Raw genomic sequence first — 22,741 nt, 5'->3', positions numbered from 1 at the left:
TAAACATCCAAACCCCTGCCCGTGTCAGGGCCGGCCCCCGCTCCGTGCGAAGGCATCCCGGACCATGGGCGAGACTCCGGGAAGGCGCTACGTGAGTCCCAACGGCTCCGACCGCTCGTCGCGGCGCCCGATGCGGCGGAGGATTCTGCCGCAGGCGCTCCTTGCGGGCCTGGTCCTGGCAACCGCCACAGGTTGCACATCCGAGGACTTCCCCCGCCTCGGCATGCCCACTCCCGTGACGGAGGAGGCGCCGCGCATCCTGTCCCTCTGGCAGGGTTCGTGGGCCGCCGCTCTCGTCACAGGCGTGCTGGTCTGGGGCCTGATCCTGTGGAGCGTGTTCTTCCACCGCCGTTCGCGGACCAAGGTCGAGGTACCGCCGCAGAACCGGTACAACCTCCCGATCGAGGCGCTGTACACGCTCGTTCCGCTCATCATCGTCTCGGTGCTGTTCTACTTCACCGCGCGCGACCAGACGGAACTGCTGGAGACCTCAGACCGGCCGCCGAACGTCGTGAACGTCGTCGGCTTCCAGTGGAGCTGGGCGTTCAACTACATCCAGCCGGTCGGCGCCACCGACGTGTTCGCCGAGGACGCGCCCGAGCTGGAGTCCATCCCGGACCGGTTCCAGGAGCGCTTCCCCGACAACGCGGACGGCGTGTACGAGGTGGGCACCCCCGCCGACCACGACCCGAACACCGGCGACCCGGGCCCGACCCTGGTGCTCCCGGTGGACGAGCCGACCCAGTTCATCATCACCTCACGGGACGTCAACCACTCCTTCTGGGTGCTGCCGTTCCTCATGAAGATGGACGCCATCCCCGGCCACACCAACAGCTTCGAGGTCACCCCCACCCGTGAGGGCACCTTCCGGGGCAAGTGCGCGGAGCTGTGCGGCGTGGACCATTCCAGCATGCTCTTCAACGTCAGGGTCGTCTCCCGCGAGGAGTACGACGACTACCTCCAGGACCTGGCGGACGAGGGGCAGACCGGCTACGTGCCGGCCGGTATCGAGCAGACCGATGCGGCCCGCAACGCCGAGACCAACGAGGGGCGAGCGTGAGTATCCTCGAAGAACGGCAGGCGGCCGACACCGTGGCGCCGCCGCCACCGGCCGCGCGGCCCAAGCGGCCCGGCTCCACCGTGATCAAGTGGCTGACGACCACCGACCACAAGACGATCGGGTCGCTGTACCTGATCACCTCGTTCGCCTTCTTCATCCTCGGCGGCATCATGGCGCTCGTCATGCGCGCCGAGCTGGCCCGGCCGGGCATGCAGATGGTCTCGAAGGAGCAGTTCAACCAGCTCTTCACCATGCACGGCACGGTGATGCTGCTGATGTTCGCGACGCCCCTGTTCTCGGGCTTCGCGAACTGGATCATGCCCCTTCAGATCGGCGCGCCCGACGTGGCGTTCCCCCGGCTGAACATGTTCGCGTACTGGCTGTACCTCTTCGGCAGCCTGCTCGCCGTCGGCGGCTTCCTGACGCCGCAGGGCGCGGCCGGGTTCGGCTGGTTCGCCTACTCACCCCTGTCGGACGCGATCCGATCACCAGGACTCGGGTCCGACATGTGGATCATGGGTCTCGCGTTCTCCGGCTTCGGCACGATCCTGGGCTCGGTCAACTTCATCACGACCATCATCTGCATGCGCGCACCCGGCATGACGATGTTCCGGATGCCCATCTTCACCTGGAACGTCCTGCTGACCGGTGTCCTCGTCCTGCTCGCCTTCCCGGTGCTGGCCGCCGCGCTCTTCGCCCTGGAGGCCGACAGGACCTTCGGGGCCCATATCTTCGACGCGGCCAACGGCGGCGCGATCCTGTGGCAACACCTCTTCTGGTTCTTCGGCCATCCAGAGGTGTACATCATCGCCCTGCCGTTCTTCGGCATCATCTCCGAAGTCATCCCGGTGTTCAGCCGCAAGCCCATCTTCGGCTACATCGGCCTGGTCGCCGCGACGATCACCATCGCCGGTCTCTCGGTGACGGTGTGGGCGCACCACATGTACGTCACGGGCGCGGTCCTGCTGCCGTTCTTCTCCTTCATGACCTTCCTCATCGCGGTACCGACCGGTGTGAAGTTCTTCAACTGGATCGGCACCATGTGGAAGGGATCACTGAGTTTCGAGACACCGATGCTCTGGTCCATCGGATTCCTGATCACCTTCCTCTTCGGTGGTCTGACCGGTGTCATCCTGGCGTCCCCGCCGCTCGACTTCGCCGTCTCCGACAGCTATTTCGTCGTCGCCCACTTCCATTACGTGGTCTTCGGCACGGTGGTCTTCGCGATGTTCGCCGGATTCCATTTCTGGTGGCCCAAGTGGACCGGCAAGATGCTGGACGAACGGCTCGGCAAGATCACGTTCTGGACGCTGTTCATCGGCTTCCACGGCACGTTCCTCGTCCAGCACTGGCTCGGCGCGGAGGGCATGCCCCGCCGGTACGCCGACTACCTGGCGGCCGACGGCTTCACGGCGCTGAACACCATCTCGACCATCAGCTCCTTCCTGCTCGGCCTGTCGATGCTGCCGTTCTTCTACAACGTCTGGAAGACGTGGAAGTACGGCGAGCCGGTCAACGCCGACGACCCGTGGGGCTACGGCCGCTCCCTGGAGTGGGCCACCTCGTCGCCCCCGCCGCGGCACAACTTCCTCACCCTGCCCAAGATCCGGTCCGAGTCGCCCGCGTTCGACCTGCACCACCCCGAGGTCGCCGCGCTCGACTCGCTGGAGAACGACGCCCGCCACGAGTTGGAGGCCCTCACCGGCAAGGAGGCCGGCCAGTGAGAATCCAGGGACACCTCTTCAGCTGGCTCGCGGTCTTCATGCTGGCCGTGGCGATCGTCTACGGCGTGTGGTCCCAGGAGCCGGTCGGTACCACCGGCCTCTTCCTGGCCTTCGCGCTGAGCGCCATGATCGGCTTCTACCTGGTCTTCACCGCCCGCCGGGTGGACGCCGGGGCCCAGGACAACAAGGACGCCGACGTCGCCGACGACGCCGGTGAGGTCGGCTTCTTCAGCCCGCACAGCTGGGCGCCGCTGGCCCTGGCGGGCGGCGGTCTGTTCGCCTTCATGTCCCCGGTCTTCGGCTGGTGGCTGCTCTACTTCACGGCCCCGCTGCTCCTGGTGGGCCTGTGGCTGTGGGTCTACGAGTACTACCGGGGCGAGAACCAGAACCAGTGACGTCCGCGTGACGTCCCGGGCAGACCGGTACTGATCAGGAAGGGTGGCCCGCGCGGGTTCCGCGCGGGCCACCTTTCGCGTTCCCTCCACCGTCCGGCGCACCCTCCCACCCGTATGCAGTCACTCAGCGTGCCGCCTCGGGTGAGTGTCCTTACGTTGTGGTCATGAGTCAGAAAACGCGGATACAGCTCGGCTGCGCTCTCGTACTGGCCCCCCTGATGGCCGGGCTCACCGCCTGTGGTGGCGGCGCGAAGCCCCTGGCCGGGGAGGCGTACGACGCCGCCGGACAGCTCTCCTTCGGTACCGCAGGCAAGCGCGACGGTGCCGACGTCGATCCCGACACGCCCCTCAGCATCACCGCCAAGGGGTCGGGCTCGCGGATCACCGACGTGGTCGCCACCGACGGCGACGGCCGCACCCTCACCGGCGAACTCACCGCCGACGGCCGCGGCTGGCGCAGCACGACGCCGCTCGCCGCGGGCGCGGAGTACACCGTCAAGGTGAGTACGGAGAACGGCGGCGGCTCACCGGGCCGCGGCGTCCACACGTTCCGTACCCGTGAGTCCGACGCCCAGCGCCTCGACGTCACCTTCGGCCCCGACGCGGGCACCTACGGCGTCGGCCAGCCGCTCACCGCGACGCTCAGCAAGGGCGTCGGCGACCAGGCGGGCCGCGCCGTGGTCGAGGCGGCCCTGAACGTCACCTCGGAGCCCGCCGTCGAGGGCGCCTGGCACTGGGTGGACGACAAGGAGCTGCACTACAGGCCGCAGGAGTACTGGCCCGCGAACGCCACCATCACGGTCACCTCGCAGCTCGACGGCCTGGCCGTCGGCAAGAACCTGCGCGGCGGCGAGAGCAAGAAGCTCAAGCTGACGACCGGTGACCGCGTCGAGGCCGTCGCCGACATCGGCTCCCACCACATGACGGTCTCCGTCAACGGCGAGGAGGTGAAGACCCTCCCCATCACGACGGGCAAGGAGGGCTTCGCGACCCGCAACGGCAAGAAGGTCATCCTCGGCCGGGAGCAGTACGTCCGGATGACCGGCACCAGCATCGGCATCCCGGCGGGCTCGGCGGACTCCTACGACCTGCCCGTGTACTGGGCCGCGCGGCTGACGTGGAGCGGCGAGTACGTGCACGGCGCGCCGTGGTCGGTGGGGTCGCAGGGCTCGGCCAACGTCAGCCACGGCTGCACGGGCCTGAGCACGGACAACGCCCAGTGGTTCTACGAACTCGTCAAGCCGGGTGACATCGTCGAGCACGTCAACGGCTTCGGCGAGGACATGGCGCCGTTCGGCAACGGCTTCGGCGACTGGAACCTGAGCTGGGACGAGTGGCTGGCCGGGAGCGCGCTCCAGAACACCGCCGCCGACGCACCGGCCGGGGAGACGGGCGGCACCGGCGAGGCGGGGAAGACCACGAAGAAGAAGGCCGGGACCGGGCGTGGGGACGCGGACGGCGGCAACGGGGAACCGGCCGAGGCCCGTCTCACCCCGGCCGTCTGACCCGTCCGTCGGCCGGACACCGACACCGGGGCCCGCGGGCCCCGGCCCCCTCAGCGGCGCCCCCGGGCGCCGCTGAGCGCCGTGCGCGGGACCCGTCAGACGGAGGCGGGCAGGGCCGTACGGAGCAGTGCCGTCAGCCCCGCGGCGAGATCCACGGGGTCGATCGGGTGAGCCACGGCCGCCTCGGCGCGGCTCCAGGTGGCGAGCCAGGCATCCTGCGGGCGGCCGATCAGGACCAGCACCGGCGGGCACGCGAAGATCTCGTCCTTGATCTGGCGGCACACGCCCATCCCGCCCGCCGGGGTCGCCTCGCCGTCCAGGACGCAGACGTCGATGCCGCCCTTCTCCAGCTCGGAGAGCACCGCGGGGAGCGTCGCGCACTCCACGTACGTGATCTCGGGAAGGTCCGCGGCCGGACGGCGGCCCGCCGCGAGGCGCACCTGCTCGCGGGTGTTCGAGTCGTCGCTGTAGACCAGCACCGTTGCGGTGCGTCCCATCGTTCCTCCGCGGGTCGCGAGTGTTCCGTTCCGCGGATGCTACTCCGTGGACACACCGAACCCCACCCCCGAGACAAGTGCCGGAACGGCGACCGACATAATGACGGGCGTGGCGACAGCAACAGCAGTAGAAACAGGGCACGCGACCCCCTCGGTCAACCGACCGAACGTCACCAGCGTCGGAACGGTCATCTGGCTGAGTTCCGAGCTGATGTTCTTCGCGGCCCTCTTCGCGATGTACTTCACCCTGCGCTCGGTGATGGGTCCTGACTTCTGGAGCGAGAAGGCCGACACGCTGAACGTGCCCTTCTCGCTGGGGAACACCACGATCCTCGTGCTCTCCTCCCTGACCTGCCAGCTCGGCGTCTTCGCCGCGGAGCGTGGCGACGTCAAGAAGCTCCGCGGCTGGTTCGTGGTCACCTTCGCCATGGGGGCGATCTTCATCGGCGGGCAGGTGACGGAGTACACCGAGCTGGTGAAGCACGAGGGCATCTCGATCTCCTCCGACCCGTACGGCTCGGCGTTCTACCTCACCACCGGGTTCCACGGCCTGCACGTCCTCGGCGGCCTGATCGCGTTCCTCCTCGTCCTCGGCAGGACCTACGCGGCCCGGCGGTTCACGCACGAACAGGCCACCACGGCGATCGTCGTGTCCTACTACTGGCACTTCGTGGACGTCGTGTGGATCGGCCTCTTCGCCACCATCTACCTGATCAAGTAGGCGTCGGTCGCCGCTGCCTCACCGCACGTCCGCATGCCCGACCCATCAGCACCGACGCAGAAGATCCTGATACCGGGGTAATCCGTGAAAAAGCTCTCCGCACGACGGCGCCATCCGCTGGCGGCGCTCGTCGTCCTCCTCCTCGCGCTGGCGGCCACAGGGGGGCTGTACGCCGCGTTCGCCCCCGCCGGTGAGGCGCAGGCCGACAACTCGGCCCAGTCCCTCGCCATCGAGGAGGGCAGGCAGCTGTACGACGTCGGCTGCTCCAGCTGCCACGGCAGCAACGGTCAGGGCGGCAGCGACGGGCCGTCGCTGGTGGGCGTCGGCGCCGCGTCCGTGGACTTCCAGGTCGCGACCGGGCGCATGCCGCTCCAGCAGCCCGGTCCGCAGGCCCCGGCCAAGCCCGCGGTCTACACGCAGGCCGAGATCGACCAGCTCGCCGCGTTCATCGCCTCCCTGGGCCCCGGCCCCGCCGTCCCCGACCCCGACGTGTACGACCCGGCGCAGGGCGACGTGGCACGCGGTGGGGAGCTGTTCCGCTCGAACTGCTCCCAGTGCCACAACTTCACCGGCGAGGGCGGTGCCCTGACGCACGGCAAGGAAGCACCCAACCTCTACAACGTGGAACCCCGCCACATCTACGAGGCCATGCTCACCGGCCCGCAGAACATGCCCTCCTTCCCGGACACCACGCTCACCGAGCAGGACAAGCGCGACATCATCGCCTGGCTCGACGAGGTCAACACCTCGGACTCCGCGCAGCCAGGCGGCTTCGCGCTCGGTGGCTACGGCCCGGTCGGCGAGGGTCTGTTCGCCTGGACGATCGGCATCGGCGCCCTCATCGCCGTCGCCGTCTGGATCGGCGCCCGGAGCACGAAGGCCAGGAAGTCATGACTAGCCACGACGAACCCGAACCCCAGCACGGCGCCGCGGGCGAGCACCTCCCCGAGCACCGGTCCGACGGTGCGCTGACCCCGGCGGACGACCCGTTCGCCGACCCGGGTCTGCCGCCGCACGAGCACCGCAGGCAGGACATCGACGAACGGGCGGCCAAGCGCTCCGAGCGCACCGTGGCCCTCCTGTTCACCGTCTCGATCCTCGCGACGATCGGCTTCATCGCCTCCTACGTCGCCATCCCGATCGACCGGATCGTCTACATCTGGCCGTTCGGCCATGTCAGCGGCCTGAACTTCTCGCTCGGCCTGACGCTGGGGCTCGCCCTCTTCTGCATCGGCGCGGGCGCCGTGCACTGGGCACGCACCCTGATGAGCGACGTCGAGACCCCGGACGAGCGCCACCCGATCGAGGCGACGCCCGAGGTCCGCGCGCACGTCTTCGCGGAGTTCCGCAAGGGCGCCGCCGAGTCGCAGATCGGCCGCCGCAAGCTGGTGCGCAACACGATGCTCGGCGCGGTCGCCGTCGTCCCGCTCGCGGGCGTCGTCCTGCTGCGCGACCTCGGCCCGCTGCCGCACGACAAGCTGCGCCACACCAAGTGGAAGGCGGGCTCGCTGATCATCAACGAGTCCACCATGCAGCCGCTGCGCCCCGAGGACATCACCGTCGGCTCGCTCACCCAGGCCATGCCCGAGGGGATGAGCCCGCACGACGAGGACTTCCACGTCGAGATCGCCAAGGCCGCGGTCATGCTGGTCCGTCTCCAGCCCGACGACATCAAGGACGCGAAGTCGGCCGAGTGGGGTCACGAGGGCATCCTGTGCTACTCGAAGATCTGCACCCACATCGGCTGCCCGGCGACGCTGTACGAGCAGCAGACGCACCACGCGCTGTGCCCCTGTCACCAGTCCACGTTCGACCTGTCGGACGGCGCCCGGGTGCTCTTCGGACCGGCGGGCCACGCGCTGCCGCAGCTGCGTATCACTGTGAACGACGACGGATTCCTCGAAGCGCGCGGCGACTTCGACGAGCCCCCCGGCCCGAGCTTCTGGGAGCGCGGATGAGTACGGCAACGGACGCCCCGAAGCCCGCGGAAGCGCCGCGACGGGGGAGCAAGGCACCCGCGGGTGAACGCGTCGCGGACTGGGCCGACGGCAGGCTGGGCATCTACGGCCTCGCCAAGGCCAACATGCGGAAGATCTTCCCCGACCACTGGTCGTTCCTCCTGGGCGAGATCTGCCTCTACAGCTTCATCATCATCATCCTGACCGGCGTGTACCTGACGCTCTTCTTCGTGCCGAGCATGGCCGAGGTCGAGTACCACGGCTCGTTCAAGCCGATGCAGGGCATCATGATGACGGAGGCGTACGCCTCCGCCCTGGACATCAACTTCGACGTCCGCGGCGGTCTGCTGGTCCGGCAGATCCACCACTGGGCCGCGCTGATCTTCGTGGTCGGCCTGTTCTGCCACATGTTCCGCGTGTTCTTCACCGGCGCGTTCCGCAAGCCGCGTGAGATCAACTGGCTCTTCGGCTTCCTGCTGCTGGTCCTGGCGATCTTCACCGGTCTGACCGGCTACTCGCTCCCCGACGACGGGCTGTCGGGCATCGGCATCCGCTTCATGGAGGGCGCCATCCTGGCGGTGCCGATCGTCGGCACCTACCTCCAGATGTTCATCTTCGGCGGCGAGTTCCCCGGGCACGACATCATCCCGAGGTTCTTCGTCGCGCACGTCCTGCTGTTGCCCGGCATCATGCTCGGCCTCGTGGTGGCGCACCTGATCCTGGTCTTCTACCACAAGCACACGCAGTTCGCCGGTCCAGGACGGACCAACACGAACGTCGTCGGCATGCCGCTGCTCCCGGTGTACATCGCCAAGGCCGGAGGCTTCTTCTTCCTGGTCTTCGGCGTCATCGCGGCCATCGCGGCGACCGTGACGATCAACCCGATCTGGGTCATGGGCCCCTACCGGCCCGACCAGGTGTCCACGGACGCCCAGCCGGACTGGTACCTCGGCTTCTCCGAGGGCCTGGTGCGCATGATGCCGGGTCTCGAATGGGTCATCCCCGGCGGCTACACGCTGAACTTCGGCCTGCTGGTGCCGCTGGCCGTCTTCCCCGGCCTGCTGGTCGTGATCGGCGCCTACCCCTTCTTCGAGAGCTGGGGCAACCGCGATCCGCGCGAGCACCACATCGCGGACCGGCCGCGCAACGCGCCGACCCGCACCGCCTTCGGCATGGCGTGGCTCACCGCCTTCGGCGTCACCATGCTGGCCGGTGGCAACGACGTGTGGGCCATCAACTTCAACCTGTCGATCAACGCGATCACCTGGTTCTGCCGGATCGGCTTCTTCGTCCTGCCGCCGATCGCGTTCATCATCACGCGCCGTATCTGTCTCGGCCTCCAGCGCCGGGACCGCGAGAAGGTGCTGCACGGGCGGGAGACCGGGGTCATCAAGCGGCTGCCGCACGGCGAGTTCATCGAGGTGCACGAGCCGCTCCCGCAGGAGACGCTCCACACCCTCACCGCGCACGACCAGCTCACGCCGTACGAGATCGGTCCCGAGACCGACGAGAACGGCGTCCGGCGCAAGGTCGGCCCGCTGGAGCGGGCGCGGGCCCGCGTCAGCCGCGGCTACTACGGGGAGCACGGCCAGATCCCCAAGCCGTCGCGCGAGGAGTACAAGGAGATCACGAGCGGTCACGAGCACCACTGACCGTCCGCTCCGCCCCGTCAGCCGCCGCGGCCCCCACCTCTCCGGGTGGGGGCCGCGGCGCTCGGCTAGGCTCGGCGTGGCCCCCGGGCCGCCGCACCGCGGCACGTACCGACGCCTCACCCCCCGACATCCCGTCAGCCGATCCACGCCAGGAGTGATTCCCATGAGCGCTGTGACCCCCGCAGGAGGCGACCACGCGGCGGCGCGCACCTGGCCCGACGTGCTGAGCACCCTCGTCGCCGGAGTGGACCTGACCACCGCGGACACCGCGTGGGCGATGGACCGGATCATGGCGGGCGAGGCGACGGACGTGCAGATCGCCGGGTTCGCCGTCGCGCTGCGGGCCAAGGGCGAGACGGTGGAGGAGATCGCCGGTCTCGTCCGTGCCATGTACGCGCACGCCAACCTCATCGAGGTGCCGGGCCCGACCGTGGACATCGTCGGCACCGGCGGCGACCGCGCCCGTACCGTCAACATCTCGACCATGGCGTCGATCGTCGTGGCGGGCACGGGCGCCCGCGTCGTGAAGCACGGCAACCGCGCCGCGTCCAGCGCGAGCGGCGCCTCCGACGTGCTGGGGGAGCTGGGCGTCAACCTGGACCTGTCGCCCGCCCGGGTCGCCGAGGTGGCGCTTGAGGCGGGCATCAGCTTCTGTTTCGCCGTCAAGTTCCATCCGGCGCTGCGTCATGTCGCGGTGGCGCGCGGCGAGTTGGGGATCGCGACGCCGTTCAACTTCCTCGGCCCGCTGACCAATCCGGCACGGGTCACGGCGCAGGCCACCGGCGTCGCGGACGCGCGGATGGCGCCGATCATCGCCGGTGTGCTCGCCGAGCGCGGCAGCTCCGCGCTGGTCTTCCGGGGCGACGACGGCCTGGACGAGCTGACGGTGACGGCCACGTCCACCGTCTGGGTCGTCAGGGACGGGAAGGTGCGCGAGCAGGCGTTCGACCCGCGCAGCGTGGGGATCGACCTGGTGCCCGTCGAGGCGCTGCGCGGCGCCGACGCGGCGTACAACGCCGAGGTGGCCCGCCGGGTGCTGGACGGCGAGGCCGGGCCGGTCAGGGACGCCGTGCTGCTGAACGCCGCCGCCGCCCTGACCGCGCTGGACCCGCGGGACGTGCCGCTTGAGGAGCAGCTCGCCGAGGGCATCGCGCGGGCGGCCGAGTCGATCGACAGCGGCGCGGCGCGTGCCACGCTGGAGCGCTGGGTCGCCGCCAGCAGGCGCTGAGCCTGGCCCGCCGTCGGCCTCGGGCGCGGTTACGCGTCCAGGCCGATGGCGAAGGCCGCCTCCAGGTCGTGCTGCGAGTAGGTGCGGAACGCGATGTGCGTCTCGGTGGCGACGACGCCGGGGATCTTGCTGATGCGCCCGGGGATGATCTCGGCCAACTCCTCGTGGCCGCGCACGCGCACCATGGCGACGAGGTCGTGCGGCCCGGTCACGGAGTAGACCTCGCTGACCCCCTCAAGCGACGCGATCCGCTCGGCGACCTCGGGAACGCGGTCCACACTGGTCTTGATCAGCACGATCGAGGTGATCACGGATGGGTCCCTTCCGGCGGTGGTCCTGCTCTGCGCGCGTGGCGGCGGTCCGCTGTGACGGCGCCGCGTCCCCGGGCCGCCCACCGGGTGGCCGGACGGCGCGCCGGGCGCGGTGACGCAGGCTTCACCATAGCCCGCCGCGGCAGACGTGACCGCTACCAGGCCGTAGGGTGAACGGGGACGAGTGACAGGCTGACGGACGGTGTGCGCGGTGACGGAACCGACTGAGGGGGCACGGAGTGGGGAGGGGACGCAGCGGCCGGAGGCGGAGGACATGCCCGCCGAGCCGGCCGAGACCCTGGACCGCCCGCTGCCCGAGCGTGTCCGGCACCGTGTGATCGCCCTGGCGGGGGAGGCGTTCGGCAGCCTGACCCTGGCCGATCTGCCCGTCACCCTGCGACAGTACGCGCGGTTCACCCCGTCCCGCCGCGTCAGGTTCGGCGGCAACGCCATGGCCGCCGCGCTGGAGAACGACGCGGGCTTCCGCGTCCGCGTCGGCGCGCGGCTGCGGGAGACGGCCCCCGAGCTGGCCGACGCCGTGGAGCACGGCTCGCCACCGCCCGCCGCCGACCCCGTCGAGGTGGCCGCCGTGGCGTTCGTCCTGCGGCCCGCGGGCTGGGCCAAGCTGGTCGCCGCCGCGGGCGAGGAGGCGCAGCGCGCCCAGGAGGAACGCGTCGGGCAGGAGCGGGAACGCGAACTGGCCAGGCTGCGCGACGAGCTGGCGCAGGCACGTTCCGCCGCCCGCACGGACGGGGAGCGGCTGCGCGTCGAGCTGGAGGCCGCGCGCAAGGAGACGGACGCCGTCCACCGCAAGCTGCGCAGCGCGCTCAGCGACGTGCGGCGCGGGGAGGCGGCGCTGCGGAAGCTGCGGGCGGAGCTGGACGAGGCGCGGGCCGACGCCGCGGCGGCGCGTGCGGCCTCGGACGGCGAGGCGCGGCGGCTGCGCGCCCGGCTCGCGGAGGCGGAGGCGGCGCTTGAGGCGAGCCGCAAGTCGGTCCGCGAGGGGCGCGGCATCGAGGACATGCGGCTGCGGCTGCTGCTGGACACCGTCCTGGACGCGACGCAGGGGCTGCGGCGCGAACTGGCCCTGCCGCCCACGCGCCTGAAGCCCGCCCAGACGGTCGAGGCGGTCGAGCCGGGCGACCCCGACCCCCAGACGATCGCGCACCGCGCGCTGGCCGGTGACGACCCGGCGCTGCTCGACCAGCTGCTCGCGCTCCCGCAGGCGCACCTGGTCGTGGACGGGTACAACGTCACCAAGTCCGGCTATCCGTCGATGCCGTTGGAGAAGCAGCGGCTGCGGCTGATGGGCGGGCTCGCGGTGCTGGCCGCGCAGACGGGCGCGGAGATGACCTGTGTCTTCGACGGGGCCGAGCTGGCCGCGCCTGTGCTGCTGACGCCGCCGCGCGGTGTGCGGGTGCTGTTCAGCAAGCCGGGGGAGACGGCGGACGAGCTGATCAGGCGGCTGGTGCGGGCGGAGCCGCCAGGGCGGCCCGTGGTGGTCGTCTCCACCGACCGCGAGGTCGCGGACGGGGTGGCCAGGTCGGGCGCGCGGCCGGTGCCTTCCGTGCTGCTGCTGAAACGACTTGCCAGGACCTGACCGCCCGCGGGCGTGATGCGCCGTCCGCGCGCTTCGCGCCGGTGTCCGCGCTCTTCGCCCGATTCGGTGCCGTTCGAACGCTTCGCGCCGGTCAGGGATGGTTTCCGGATCTCGATCACCCACACAGCGTGGGGAATTGGACGCAGCGGGTACTCGCCGGGTAAAAAGTCGGTGCGAGGATTTGAACCCGGTAAACCCCTGTCGCTAGGGTCGGTCGTCGAACCTTCGCGCGGTAGATCGCTCATCCAGGGCGTCCGCGAAGGAACCGCCGAATCCGCGGCCCGCCGCGGGCCGGGGTACGTCGGTCCCCCCAACCCGGCAGGCGGCTGAGGAAGAAGGAGCTCGCCCCAGTGGCGTCCCACCGTCGTCCCAAGCAGCCGAGCCGTGCCCGCGTGACCTTCTTCGGCGCCGCCGCCACCGCTGCCGCCACCGTCGGCATCACCGCGACCTCCGCCCAGGCCGCGCCGCAGCCCAGCATCGACGAGGTCCAGTCCGAGGTGGACGGTCTCTACCAGGACGCCGAGGCGATCACCGAGGAGTACAACGGGGCCAAGGAGCGTGAGGAGGAGCTGGAGGCGGCCGTCGAGGACCTCCAGGACGCCGCGGCCCGGGGGCAGGACGAGCTGAACGAGCTGCGCAGCAGCCTCGGTTCGCTCGCCGCCGCCCAGTACCGCAACGGCGGGCTCGACCCGTCCGTGCAGCTGTTCCTCTCCTCGGACCCGGACGCGTACCTCAGCCGGGCGTCCACGCTCGACCAGGTCAGCGGGCGCCAGGCCGAGACGCTCCAGCTCATCGAGGACCAGCAGCGCACCCTGGACCAGCAGCGTGCCGAGGCCGCCGACGCGCTGGCCGAACTGGAGACCCTGCGCTCCGACCTGGCCGACCAGAAGGAGACGATCCAGGGCAAGCTGAGCGAGGCGCAGGCCCTGCTCAACGAGCTGACGGCCGAGCAGCAGGCCGAGATCGCCGCCCAGGAGGCCGCCGACCGCGCGGAGTCCGAGCGCGCCTCGCGCGCCGAGCCCCGTGGCGACATCACCCCGGTCGAGGGCTCGGGCTACGCGGTCCAGGCCCTCAACAACGCCATCAGCAAGCTCGGCTCGCCGTACGTCTGGGGCGCCACCGGCCCGAACTCGTTCGACTGCTCGGGCCTCACCAGCTGGGCCTACGGCCAGGCCGGTGTCGCGCTGCCGCGCACCTCGCAGTCCCAGGCGGGCATGGGCGCCCGCCTCAGCGCGAGCGAACTCGCCCCCGGCGACCTGGTGTTCTTCTACGGCGACCTCCACCACGTCGGCCTGTACGCGGGCAACGGGCAGGTCGTCCACTCGCCCCGCCCCGGCTCCAGCGTCGAGTACATCGGCCTGAACGTCATGCCGTTCCAGTTCGGCGTGCGCGTCGCCTGACCCGCGCCGCCGCGCGGACCCGCCCGCACCCTTCCGAGCCGGACCGAAACCTGGTCCGGCTCGGCCGCTCGGGTGGTGGGGGCGTGGAGCCGCGCCCCAGGCGCCCCCCACGTGACCTGCGGGAGCGTCGTCCGAGACCGGACGCGCCCCGTGTCGCGCGAGCACCGGCTCGCGTCTTCCCAGGGCTACATTCTGCTCCGCTTTGGTCCCCACCGAAGGGAGCGCGGCCCGCAGTGGTCACCCACCGACGTCATCCGCACGCCCGTACGATGCTTGCCGCGCGGCTCACCGCGCTGTCCGCAGCCGCGACCGCGGCGGCGGCCATCACCGCAGGACCCGTCCTCGCCGACCCGGCCCGCCCACCCGCCGACAGCGCCTCGGCGGCCCGCTCGGTTGACCGGCTGTTCGCCGAGGCCGAGCGCGCCGTGGACGCGTACAACGGCACGGTGGAACGGGTCGCGGACCTGGAAACCGAGCTGGAGCGCGTCCGTGACCGCGTCGCCCGTGGGCAGCAGGCGGTCAACGACCTGCGGCGCGTCCTCGGCGCCGCAGCGGCGGCCCACTACCGGGTCGGCGGCATCGACCCGACGCTGACGCTGATGCTCTCCGACGACCCGGACTCCTACCTGGAGCGCGTCGGCGCCTTCCGGCGGGCCAGCGACCGGCGCACCGGCGAGCTGCGCGACCTGCTGGCCGCCCAGCGCACGCTGGACGGCCAGCGCGCCGAGGCGGGCGACCGGCTCGCCGAACTGACCGCGGAGAAGGACGAACTGGAGCGGCGCAAGCAGGCCGTCCAGCGCCGCCTGGCCGAGGCGCGCGCCGAGTACGAGCGGCTGACCGACGAGGAACGCGCCGCGCGCGCGGCGGAACGGGCCGAGCGCGCCGAACGCGCCTCCAGGAGCGCCCGCGAGGAGCGTGACGCCCCGGCGCCCGCCGCCGCCGCGCAGGAGCCCCCGCAGGCGCCCGCCGCGTCGGGCCGCGCCGGTACGGCCGTCGCCGCGGCCGTCAGCGCCGTCGGCCTGCCGTACGGCTGGGGGCAGGCGGGCCCGTCGGCCTTCGACTGCTCGGGGCTCGTCCAGTGGGCCTGGGCGCGCGCGGGCGTCTCGCTGCCCCGGACGTCGCAGGCCCAGGCGGGCGCGGGCAGCCGCGTGCCGCTGAGCGCCGCGCAGCCGGGCGACATCGTCGTCTACCGCGCGGACGCCAGCCATGTCGCCCTGTACGTGGGCGGCGGGCAGGTCGTGCACGCGCCCTACCCCGGCGCCTCGGTGCGGTACGACCCGGTCGGCATGATGGACGTCAGCGGCGTGGTCAGGCCGTGACGGGCCCCGGCGTCAGGCGAGCCGCGCCAGCACCGTCGCGCACACCCGCGGGTACTTCCGCCAGTGCTCCCACCGCTCGTCGGAGTCGAGCAGCGCCCGGGTGGCCTCGTCCGGGGACAGGTTCCCTGGGCCCTCGATCGCGCGCAGGACGGTGACCGCCGCGAGCAGGCCCTCGGCGCCGTCCGCGGCGAGCCGTCCGAGGGCGCCCGCCCGGTCGGCCGCCGCCTCCGCGCATGTCGCGTGCACCAGCGGCTCCAGCCAGCGCGCCCACCGGTCGTGCGTGGTGTCGCCCGGCCGCTCGGCCTCGGCGAGGAGCGGGCCGAGCGCGCGGCCGAGCCGGGCGGCGAAGTCGGCCGACCTGCCGTCGTGTTCCGGGTGGTCGGCCGCGAAGTGACGCCAGCCCTCGCCGTGGTCGAGCCGCGTCCACCCCTGTCCCGGCGGACGCAGCCCCTCGCCGCCCGCCGCGAGGAACGCGTCGCGCACCGGCCCGTAGACCGGGGGCGTGTGCTCGGCCAGCAGGACCGCGTCGTACAGGTCCTTGCCCTGCGGGTACCTGTCGGTCACCAGCCACAGCAGCTTCCAGGCGAGCGACAGGGCGGGCGAGACGCCGAGCACGGTGGCGCCCGGGCCGTCCCCGAGCGGGCGCAGCGTGACGTACTCCGGCGGGGCGGGCAGCCGCTCCTCGAACACGACGTCGAGCTGCACCGTGCCGCCCGCCGTCCCCGGGGCGCTCCACGGCAGCAGCATCCGGCGGCCCGGCACGCGCTCGTACGTCCAGATGTCCTCGGTGACGCGCCCGGACGCGTCGATCCTCACGCCGCCGTGCGCGAGGGAGGCCGCCTCGGCGTCCCGCGCCACGTCGTCGAACAGCCCGGCCGTCTCCGGCCCGTCCATGGTCCACGCGGCCGGCGTGACGACGAGGTCGAGGTCGCCCGGGTCGCGCGCCGCCCCGCCGAACCAGGTGGCCATCAGCACGCTGCCGCGCAGCACCAGGTGCTCCGCCCAGGGGCCGTCCGCGAGCCCGGCGAGCACCAGGTCGAGGGCGGTGCGGCGGGCGCGGTGCCAGGCCAGGCGGGCGGCGTCGTCGGCGAACGCGGGGTCGCCCGAGCGGTAGGCGTTGGCGAACTGCTTGAGGGCCGGGTCGAAGACGGGGAGCTGCCGCAGCCCCTCGGGGGACGGCAGCATCGTGCGCGGCAGTGCGTACCGGCGCCTGGACTCCTCGTCCAGGGGCTCGTGCGGCACCTCGGAGACGAACAGGTGGCGCCAGGAGGCGCGCCCTTCGGGCGGCGGGGTCGTCATGGGGTGGTCTCCTCGGTGATCCAGCCGTCGTCCAGGGCGAGGTTGCTGTCGTGCACGACGTACTCCCGCTCCACCTCGGCGATCCGGTAGGGCGTCAGGGCGTCGAGCAGGGCGGCCAGGCGCCGTTCCGCCGTGGCGCGGCCCACGCCCGCGCAGCGCTGGGTGACGAACCGCTCCTCGCGGCCGTCGGCGCGGGTGCGGCGCGCGTTCCGGGAGAGGTGCGCGCCGTGCGGGGTGGCCAGGCGTTCCAGCGCGGCGCTGTCGCGGCGCCCCGGCAGCAGCAGCTTCACGTGGTGCTCGAAGTAGCGGGCCGGGTGCCGGGCGCCCGGCACCGCGTCGTCCTGCGGGACGCCCTCGGCCCAGGGCGGTGTCTCGACCTTGACCCGCGTCACGGGCCGCCCGGCCGCGGCCAGTTCGGCGGCCAGCGGGCCCGCCGTACGGGCCGGGGCGTCGGCCGGGCCCGTCCCCGTGAGGGTGATCATGGGCTGGGACCGGACGCGGCCCCTGGCCAGCACGATGTGGACGAACCCGAGGCCACGCCCGGCGGCCCAGGCCGCCAGCTCCGCCGTCTCCGGCTCCGGGCAGTCCACGGTCAGATGGGCCTCCCACGCGCCCCGTACGAGGGGGATCCCCAAGGCCGCCTCTTCGTACGACTGTTCGCGCATGGCCGAACTCTCGCAGGACGGGAGCCGCCCCCGCCACCCGGATCCGGCGGCCGGTGCGGGGCACCGGCGCGCGGACGCCGCGTCCCGGCTCGGTATCGTCTCGTCCGATGCGTAAGACGCTGATCGTCACCAACGACTTCCCGCCACGGCCCGGTGGTATCCAGGCATTCCTCCACAGCATGGCCACGCGCCTCGACCCCGACCGCGTCGTGGTCTACGCCTCGACGTGGAAGCGGGACGCCGAAGGCCGCGCCGCCACCGCCGCGTTCGACGCGGAACAGCCGTACCCGGTCGTCCGTGACCGCACCACCATGCTGCTGCCCACCCCGGCCGCCACCCGGCGCGCCACCGCCCTGCTGCGCGAACACGGCTGCACCGCCGTCTGGTTCGGCGCCGCCGCGCCGCTCGGGCTGATGGCCCCCGCACTGCGCGCGGCGGGCGCCCGCCGCATCGTCGCCACCACGCACGGCCACGAGGCGGGCTGGGCCCAGCTGCCCGGCGCGCGCCGCCTTCTGCGCCGCGTCGGCGACGTCACCGACACCCTCACGTACCTCGGCGACTACACCCGCTCGCGCATCGCGCCCGCGCTGAGCCCCGAGGCCGCCGCCCGCATGACGCACCTGCCGCCCGGCGTGGACGAGAAGACGTTCCACCCCGACGCGGGCGGCGCCGCCGTACGGGCCGCCCTCGGCCTGACGGAACGACCGGTCGTCGTCTGCGTGTCCCGCCTCGTGCCGCGCAAGGGGCAGGACACCCTCATCCGCGCCCTGCCCCGCGTGCTCGCCGCCGAGCCCGCGGCGGCGCTGCTCGTCGTCGGCGGCGGCCCGTACCGCGCCGACCTGGAGAAGCTCGCCCGCTCGCTCGGCGTCGCCGACGCGGTCGTCTTCACCGGCGAGGTGCCCTGGTCGGAGCTGCCCGCCCACTTCGGCGCGGGCGACGTCTTCGCCATGCCCTGCCGCACCCGCCGCCGCGGGCTGGACGTCGAGGGCCTCGGCATCGTCTACCTGGAGGCGTCCGCCAGCGGCCTGCCCGTCGTCGCGGGCGACTCGGGCGGGGCGCCTGACGCCGTGCTGGACGGCGAGACCGGCTGGGTGGTGCGCGGCGGCGAGCGCACGGCCCCCGCCGAGACGGCGGACCGGCTCGTCGCCCTCCTCGGCGACCCGGAACTGCGCGCCAGGATGGCCGCGCGCGGCCGGGACTGGGTGGAGGAGAAGTGGCGCTGGGACCTCCTCGTCGAGCGCCTGCGCGGCCTTCTCGACGGGCCGTCCTGACGGAGCCGCCCCCGGGGCGCGGTAGCCTTCGCTCGACGGCGCGGGAGCGACCCCAAGGAGCGAGGGCGATGGCCGAACACACCAGGTCGAGCACCACCATCGAGGCCACCCCGGCCGAAGTGATGGCGGTGATCGCCGACTTCGGCCGCTACCCGGACTGGACGGGTGAGGTCAAGGAGGCGGAGGTCCTGGCCGCCGACGCCACGGGCCGCGCGGAAGAGGTCCGCCTCCTCCTCGACGCCGGGGCGATCAAGGACGAGCACACCCTGCGCTACGCCTGGCACGGCGAGCAGGAGGTGAGCTGGTCGCTGGTCAAGTCGAGGATGCTGCGCGCGCTCGACGGCTCGTACCGCCTCGCGCCCGTCGCGGACGGCACCCGCACCGAGGTCACCTACCAGCTGACCGTGGACGTCAAGATCCCCATGCTCGGCAGCATCAAGCGCAAGGCGGAGAAGGTCATCATCGACCGTGCCCTCGAAGGGCTGAAGAAGCGCGTGGAGAGCCTGCCCGGGTCATGACCCCCGCGCCCCGCGTCCTGTTCGTCACCGGTCCGGGCGGCGACGGGACGAGCACGGTCGCCGCCGCGACGGCGCACGCCGCGTCCCGCGCCGGGACGGCGACCCTGCTGCTGTCCGCCGAGCCGCCCGCGCGGCTCGCGGCGCTGCTCGGCGCCCCGCCGCCCGTCTGGCCCGCCGTCCGGCGGGCGGCCACCGGGCCGTCCGCCGCGCGCATCGACCCGGCCGCCGACTTCAGGGCCGCCGTCCTCGCCGGGCAGCGGCACGCCCGCCCCTTCCTCGACGCGCTGGGCGCCGACGCGCTCGACGACGACGAGCTGACGGAGCTGCCGGGCGCCCGCGACCTCGCCCTCCTGCACGCCGTCCGCACGGCCCACGACGCGGGGGACCACGCGCTCGTCGTGGTCGATCTGCCGCCGTACGCCGACGCCCTGCGGCTCCTCGCCCTACCGGAACAGCTGCGCCGCTACCTGCGCCGCCTCCTGCCGCCGGAACGCCAGAGCGCCCGCGCGCTGCGGCCGTTCCTCGCCCAGCTCGTCGGGCTGCCGATGCCCGCCGACGGCCTGTACGGCACGGCGGCCCGCTGGGACGAGGCCCTCGGCGCGCTCGAACGCGTCGTCACGGGGCCGCGCGCCGCCGTACGCCTCGTCATCGACCCGGGGCCCCGCTCCGCCACCGCCCTGGACGCGGCCCGCGCCGGGCTCGCCCTGCACGGCCTGGCGCTCGACGCGGTCGTCGCCAACCGGCTGCTGCCCGCCGACTCGCCCGACCCGCGCTGGACCGCCCGCGCCGCCCGCCAGCGGGCCGTGCTCGCCGCCCTCGACCTGCCCGTGCCGCTCGCCGAACTGCCGCTGCTCGACGGCGAGCCGGGCCCCGACGACCTGACGGGGGCGGCCGTCCCGCCGCCGTACGACGAGGCCGTCCGTCCCGCGCCCGTGCTGGAGGACCGGCTGGCGGCCGAGGGGCTGCTGATCTGGCGGCTGCCGCTGCCAGGCGCGGCCCGCGAGGAGGTCGGCCTCGTCCGCCGCGGCGACGAACTCCTCGTCACCACGGGCCCGTTCCGCCGCGCGCTGCCGCTGCCGTCCGCGCTGCGCCGCTGCACCGTCGCGGGCGCCGCGCTGACGGCCCCCGGCGAGCTGGCCGTACGCTTCGCCCCCGACCCCGCGCGCTGGCCCGCGCCCCGTGGCGCGGGGGAGCGGGAGGGCTGAGCGGCGCCCGGTGCCCGGGCCGGGGTACCGTCGGAAGGGACGGTGACGCGCCAGGAGGCCACCATGAGCGACAGCACGCCAGGCCGGGACCACGAGGCAGGCGGACAGCGGGACGAGCCGCGGCCCGAGGACGCCGAGGCGCCGGAGGCCGACGCCTGGGCACGGGCCGCCGAGGAGGACCTCGCGGCGGAGCGGGAACGCCGCCGCGCCCGCTACGGCCCGCCGCCACCCGGCAGCGCGGCCGACGAACTGCGCAAGCTGGCCGACGCCGTGACCGACCGTCTCGCCGGGCTCGGCCTCGGGCTCGCCACCGGCCCGCTCGCCGCGCAGGCCCGCGCGGCGATCGAGCCCGTCATCGAGCGCAACGCCGAGGCGTTCCAGCACCTGGCCAACGCCGGGCAGGAACTCCTCGCCGCCTACCGCGCCGCCGCGCTCTCGCAGGAGCAGCGCTGGACGAGGACGGGCGACGCCCCCCGCGAGCGCGCCGACACCGAACGCGCCGACACCGATCGAGCCGACACCGACCGTGCGGATGACGGCCGCGCGGACGACGGCGTGCACCTCGGCAAGCGCGGCGACCGCCCAGGACCCGACCGGGGCGAAGGTGACGAAGACGGAGATAACGGCGATCAGGGCGGCCCCCAGCGGATCGACCTCGACTGATGCCGCCGGAGAGGGGCGGTGCGGCCGACCTTGCTCCGGTACGGTGGTCGAAGCTGGCATTCTCTGACATCACTTGAGGGACATATGGGACTGACCATCGGTGTCGATATCGGCGGCACGAAGATCGCGGCCGGCGTCGTGGACGAGGACGGCACGATTCTCGACACCAGCCAGGTGGCCACTCCGCCGACTCCCGAAGGCGTCGTGGATGCCATCGCCGACGCCGTCAAGGCCGTCGGCAAGGGGACGTCCGTGGACGCGGTGGGCATCGGCGCGGCCGGTTACGTGGACGACAAGCGCGCCACCGTCCTGTTCGCCCCCAACATCTACTGGCGCCACGAGGCGCTCAAGGACAAGGTCGAACAGCGCGTAGGCCTCCCCGTCGTGGTGGAGAACGACGCGAACGCCGCCGCCTGGGGCGAGTACCGCTTCGGCGCCGGGGCCGACCACGAGGACGTCATCTGCGTGACGCTCGGCACCGGCATCGGCGGCGGCATCATCATCGGCGGGCGGCTCTACCGCGGACGCTTCGGTGTCGCGGGCGAGTTCGGCCATGTCCGGGTCGTGCCGGACGGCCTGCTGTGCGGCTGCGGCAGCCAGGGCTGCTGGGAGCAGTACGCGTCAGGACGCGCCCTCGTCCGCTACGCGCAGCAGCGCGCCACGGCCACCCCCGACTCCGCCGAGATCCTGCTCGCGCAGGGCGACGGCACGCCGGAGGGCATCGAGGGCCGCCACGTCAGCGCCGCCGCCCGGCAGGGCGACCCGGTCGCCGTGGACTCCTTCCGCGAGCTGGCCCGCTGGGCGGGCGCGGGACTCGCCGACCTGGCCTCGCTGTTCGACCCGGCCGCGTTCATCGTCGGCGGCGGCGTCTCGGACGAGGGCGACCTCGTCCTCGACCCGATCCGCAAGTCGTTCCGCCGCTGGCTGGTCGGCGGCCGGTTCAGGCCGCACGCCCAGGTGCTGGCCGCGCAGCTCGGCGGCCGGGCCGGACTCGTCGGCGCCGCCGACCTCGCCCGGCAGGGCTGACCCGCCGCGATGGCGGCGGACGTCACGCTGCTCAGCTACAACGTCCGCTCGCTGCGTGACGACAGGGGGGCGCTGGCCCGGGTGATCCTGGCCTGCGCCCCCGACGTCGTCTGCCTCCAGGAGGCCCCCCGCTTCCCCGGCTGGCGCCGCCACGCGTCCCGGCTGGCGCGGGCGACGGGCCTGTTCCTCGTCACGGGCGGCGCGCCCTCCTGCGGCACGATGATCCTGTGCGCGCCCCGCATCGCCGTCGAGTCGGCCGCAGACCTGCTGCTGCCGCACACCCCGGGGCTGCACCGGCGCGGCCTCGCGACGGCCGTGCTGCGCACGGCGGACGGTGCCAGGCTCGGGGTGATCTCCTGTCATCTCGGCCTGCGCGCGGCCGAACGCCGCGTCCACGCACGGCTGGCGCGCGACCACCTCGCGGCCCTCGGCACCCCGTACGCGGTCCTCGCGGGGGACTTCAACGAACGGCCGGAAGGACCGGCGTTCCGCGGCCTCCTCACCGGTGACGACCGGCTGTACGACGCCTGGCGCGTCGCGCCCGAGGGCGGCGCCGCGACCTTCCCCGCCCGCGCCCCCGACCGCCGTATCGACGCCGTCCTGACGACGGCGGCCGTCCGCGTCACCGGCTGCGGGGTCCCGGACGGCCCGGGGCCCGACGATCCGCGGCGGGCGAGCGACCACCTGCCCGTACGGGCGCGGCTGCGGCTGCCCTGAAGCGGCG

Annotated in this window: 22 protein-coding genes; 18 read left to right on the top strand and 4 right to left on the bottom strand. The window is 73.0% G+C overall.

The annotated features are described in order from the left end of the window. Nucleotides 1-91 precede the first annotated feature (91 nt). The 4 genes from ctaC to IF27_RS11550 all read left to right on the top strand — a co-directional run bounded on the left by ctaC (nucleotide 92) and on the right by IF27_RS11550 (nucleotide 4,684). The gene (ctaC, locus tag IF27_RS11565; protein ID WP_052849402.1) at nucleotides 92-1,060 is read left to right on the top strand and encodes an aa3-type cytochrome oxidase subunit II; all 969 of its coding nucleotides are present in this window, start codon (nucleotides 92-94) and stop codon (nucleotides 1,058-1,060) included. After that, entirely contained in the window at nucleotides 1,057-2,784 is a 1,728-nt protein-coding gene (gene ctaD / locus IF27_RS11560; protein WP_052849401.1) for an aa3-type cytochrome oxidase subunit I, read from the top strand. The genes ctaC and ctaD overlap by 4 nt, the downstream gene beginning before the upstream one ends. Then, nucleotides 2,781-3,179: a cytochrome c oxidase subunit 4 gene (locus tag IF27_RS11555; RefSeq protein WP_052849400.1), complete on the top strand. Its 399-nt coding sequence runs from the start codon at nucleotides 2,781-2,783 to the stop codon at nucleotides 3,177-3,179. Before ctaD ends, IF27_RS11555 begins: the two co-directional genes overlap by 4 nt. 164 nt (nucleotides 3,180-3,343) lie before the next feature. Further along, a complete protein-coding gene (locus IF27_RS11550) occupies nucleotides 3,344-4,684 on the top strand; it encodes a L,D-transpeptidase (RefSeq protein WP_110945812.1) in 1,341 nt (446 codons plus the stop codon). 95 nt (nucleotides 4,685-4,779) lie between these two features. Here IF27_RS11550 and IF27_RS11545 read toward each other — a convergent pair whose 3' ends face one another. Then, the gene (locus IF27_RS11545; RefSeq protein ID WP_052849399.1) at nucleotides 4,780-5,181 is read right to left on the bottom strand and encodes a response regulator transcription factor; all 402 of its coding nucleotides are present in this window, start codon (nucleotides 5,179-5,181) and stop codon (nucleotides 4,780-4,782) included. Nucleotides 5,182-5,281: 100 nt separating this feature from the next. On the opposite strand from IF27_RS11545, the gene ctaE reads away from it, so the two are divergent. From ctaE to trpD, 5 genes are all read left to right on the top strand, one after another. Then, a complete protein-coding gene (gene ctaE, locus IF27_RS11540) occupies nucleotides 5,282-5,902 on the top strand; it encodes an aa3-type cytochrome oxidase subunit III (RefSeq protein ID WP_052849398.1) in 621 nt (206 codons plus the stop codon). A gap of 84 nt (nucleotides 5,903-5,986) precedes the next feature. Continuing rightward, the gene (gene qcrC, locus IF27_RS11535) at nucleotides 5,987-6,796 is read left to right on the top strand and encodes a cytochrome bc1 complex diheme cytochrome c subunit (RefSeq protein ID WP_052849397.1); all 810 of its coding nucleotides are present in this window, start codon (nucleotides 5,987-5,989) and stop codon (nucleotides 6,794-6,796) included. Beyond that, nucleotides 6,793-7,860, top strand: a complete 1,068-nt coding sequence (gene qcrA / locus IF27_RS11530; RefSeq protein ID WP_052849396.1) for a cytochrome bc1 complex Rieske iron-sulfur subunit — start codon at nucleotides 6,793-6,795, stop codon at nucleotides 7,858-7,860. The genes qcrC and qcrA overlap by 4 nt, the downstream gene beginning before the upstream one ends. After that, a complete protein-coding gene (qcrB, locus tag IF27_RS11525) occupies nucleotides 7,857-9,512 on the top strand; it encodes a cytochrome bc1 complex cytochrome b subunit (RefSeq protein ID WP_052849395.1) in 1,656 nt (551 codons plus the stop codon). Before qcrA ends, qcrB begins: the two co-directional genes overlap by 4 nt. 163 nt (nucleotides 9,513-9,675) lie before the next feature. After that, nucleotides 9,676-10,740: an anthranilate phosphoribosyltransferase gene (trpD, locus tag IF27_RS11520; RefSeq protein ID WP_052849394.1), complete on the top strand. Its 1,065-nt coding sequence runs from the start codon at nucleotides 9,676-9,678 to the stop codon at nucleotides 10,738-10,740. 29 nt (nucleotides 10,741-10,769) lie between these two features. Here trpD and IF27_RS11515 read toward each other — a convergent pair whose 3' ends face one another. Then, on the bottom strand, nucleotides 10,770-11,051 hold the full coding sequence (locus IF27_RS11515; RefSeq protein WP_052849393.1) for an Lrp/AsnC family transcriptional regulator: 282 nt from the start codon (nucleotides 11,049-11,051) through the stop codon (nucleotides 10,770-10,772). 274 nt (nucleotides 11,052-11,325) lie between these two features. Here IF27_RS11515 and IF27_RS11510 point away from each other — a divergent pair, with 274 nt between their 5' ends. The 3 genes from IF27_RS11510 to IF27_RS11500 all read left to right on the top strand — a co-directional run bounded on the left by IF27_RS11510 (nucleotide 11,326) and on the right by IF27_RS11500 (nucleotide 15,370). Beyond that, nucleotides 11,326-12,651: an NYN domain-containing protein gene (locus IF27_RS11510; RefSeq protein ID WP_052849392.1), complete on the top strand. Its 1,326-nt coding sequence runs from the start codon at nucleotides 11,326-11,328 to the stop codon at nucleotides 12,649-12,651. Nucleotides 12,652-13,001: 350 nt separating this feature from the next. After that, nucleotides 13,002-14,051, top strand: a complete 1,050-nt coding sequence (locus IF27_RS11505) for a C40 family peptidase (protein WP_052849391.1) — start codon at nucleotides 13,002-13,004, stop codon at nucleotides 14,049-14,051. A 269-nt stretch (nucleotides 14,052-14,320) separates the two neighbouring features. Next, nucleotides 14,321-15,370, top strand: coding sequence for a C40 family peptidase (locus tag IF27_RS11500; protein WP_110945811.1), 1,050 nt, complete (start codon nucleotides 14,321-14,323; stop codon nucleotides 15,368-15,370). Nucleotides 15,371-15,382: 12 nt separating this feature from the next. On the opposite strand, the gene IF27_RS11495 is transcribed toward IF27_RS11500, so the two are convergent. Both IF27_RS11495 and IF27_RS11490 read right to left on the bottom strand, forming a co-directional pair. Next, nucleotides 15,383-16,669: a nucleotidyl transferase AbiEii/AbiGii toxin family protein gene (locus IF27_RS11495; protein WP_110945777.1), complete on the bottom strand. Its 1,287-nt coding sequence runs from the start codon at nucleotides 16,667-16,669 to the stop codon at nucleotides 15,383-15,385. Then, the gene (locus IF27_RS11490; RefSeq protein ID WP_052849389.1) at nucleotides 16,666-17,334 is read right to left on the bottom strand and encodes a hypothetical protein; all 669 of its coding nucleotides are present in this window, start codon (nucleotides 17,332-17,334) and stop codon (nucleotides 16,666-16,668) included. Before IF27_RS11490 ends, IF27_RS11495 begins: the two co-directional genes overlap by 4 nt. Before the next feature lie 107 nt (nucleotides 17,335-17,441). Here IF27_RS11490 and IF27_RS11485 point away from each other — a divergent pair, with 107 nt between their 5' ends. The 6 genes from IF27_RS11485 (at nucleotide 17,442) to IF27_RS11460 (ending at nucleotide 22,734) form a co-directional block, all read left to right on the top strand. Next, nucleotides 17,442-18,605, top strand: a complete 1,164-nt coding sequence (locus IF27_RS11485; RefSeq protein WP_052849388.1) for a glycosyltransferase family 4 protein — start codon at nucleotides 17,442-17,444, stop codon at nucleotides 18,603-18,605. Between the two features lie 68 nt (nucleotides 18,606-18,673). Continuing rightward, the gene (locus IF27_RS11480) at nucleotides 18,674-19,123 is read left to right on the top strand and encodes an SRPBCC family protein (protein WP_052849387.1); all 450 of its coding nucleotides are present in this window, start codon (nucleotides 18,674-18,676) and stop codon (nucleotides 19,121-19,123) included. Then, nucleotides 19,120-20,328: an ArsA family ATPase gene (locus tag IF27_RS11475; RefSeq protein ID WP_052849386.1), complete on the top strand. Its 1,209-nt coding sequence runs from the start codon at nucleotides 19,120-19,122 to the stop codon at nucleotides 20,326-20,328. The genes IF27_RS11480 and IF27_RS11475 overlap by 4 nt, the downstream gene beginning before the upstream one ends. A 63-nt stretch (nucleotides 20,329-20,391) precedes the next feature. Beyond that, a complete protein-coding gene (locus IF27_RS31550; protein ID WP_110945776.1) occupies nucleotides 20,392-20,991 on the top strand; it encodes a DUF5304 family protein in 600 nt (199 codons plus the stop codon). A gap of 84 nt (nucleotides 20,992-21,075) precedes the next feature. Next, nucleotides 21,076-22,017 (top strand): ROK family glucokinase, encoded by a 942-nt coding sequence (locus IF27_RS11465; protein WP_052849385.1) that lies wholly within the window; start codon nucleotides 21,076-21,078, stop codon nucleotides 22,015-22,017. Between the two features lie 9 nt (nucleotides 22,018-22,026). After that, nucleotides 22,027-22,734 (top strand): endonuclease/exonuclease/phosphatase family protein, encoded by a 708-nt coding sequence (locus tag IF27_RS11460; protein WP_052849384.1) that lies wholly within the window; start codon nucleotides 22,027-22,029, stop codon nucleotides 22,732-22,734. The last annotated feature ends 7 nt before the right edge of the window (nucleotides 22,735-22,741 follow it).

The organism is Streptomyces avicenniae (genome assembly GCF_000719135.1).
GTDB classification, from domain to species: domain Bacteria; phylum Actinomycetota; class Actinomycetes; order Streptomycetales; family Streptomycetaceae; genus Streptomyces; species Streptomyces avicenniae.
This window is presented reverse-complemented; position numbering and strand designations above follow the sequence as displayed.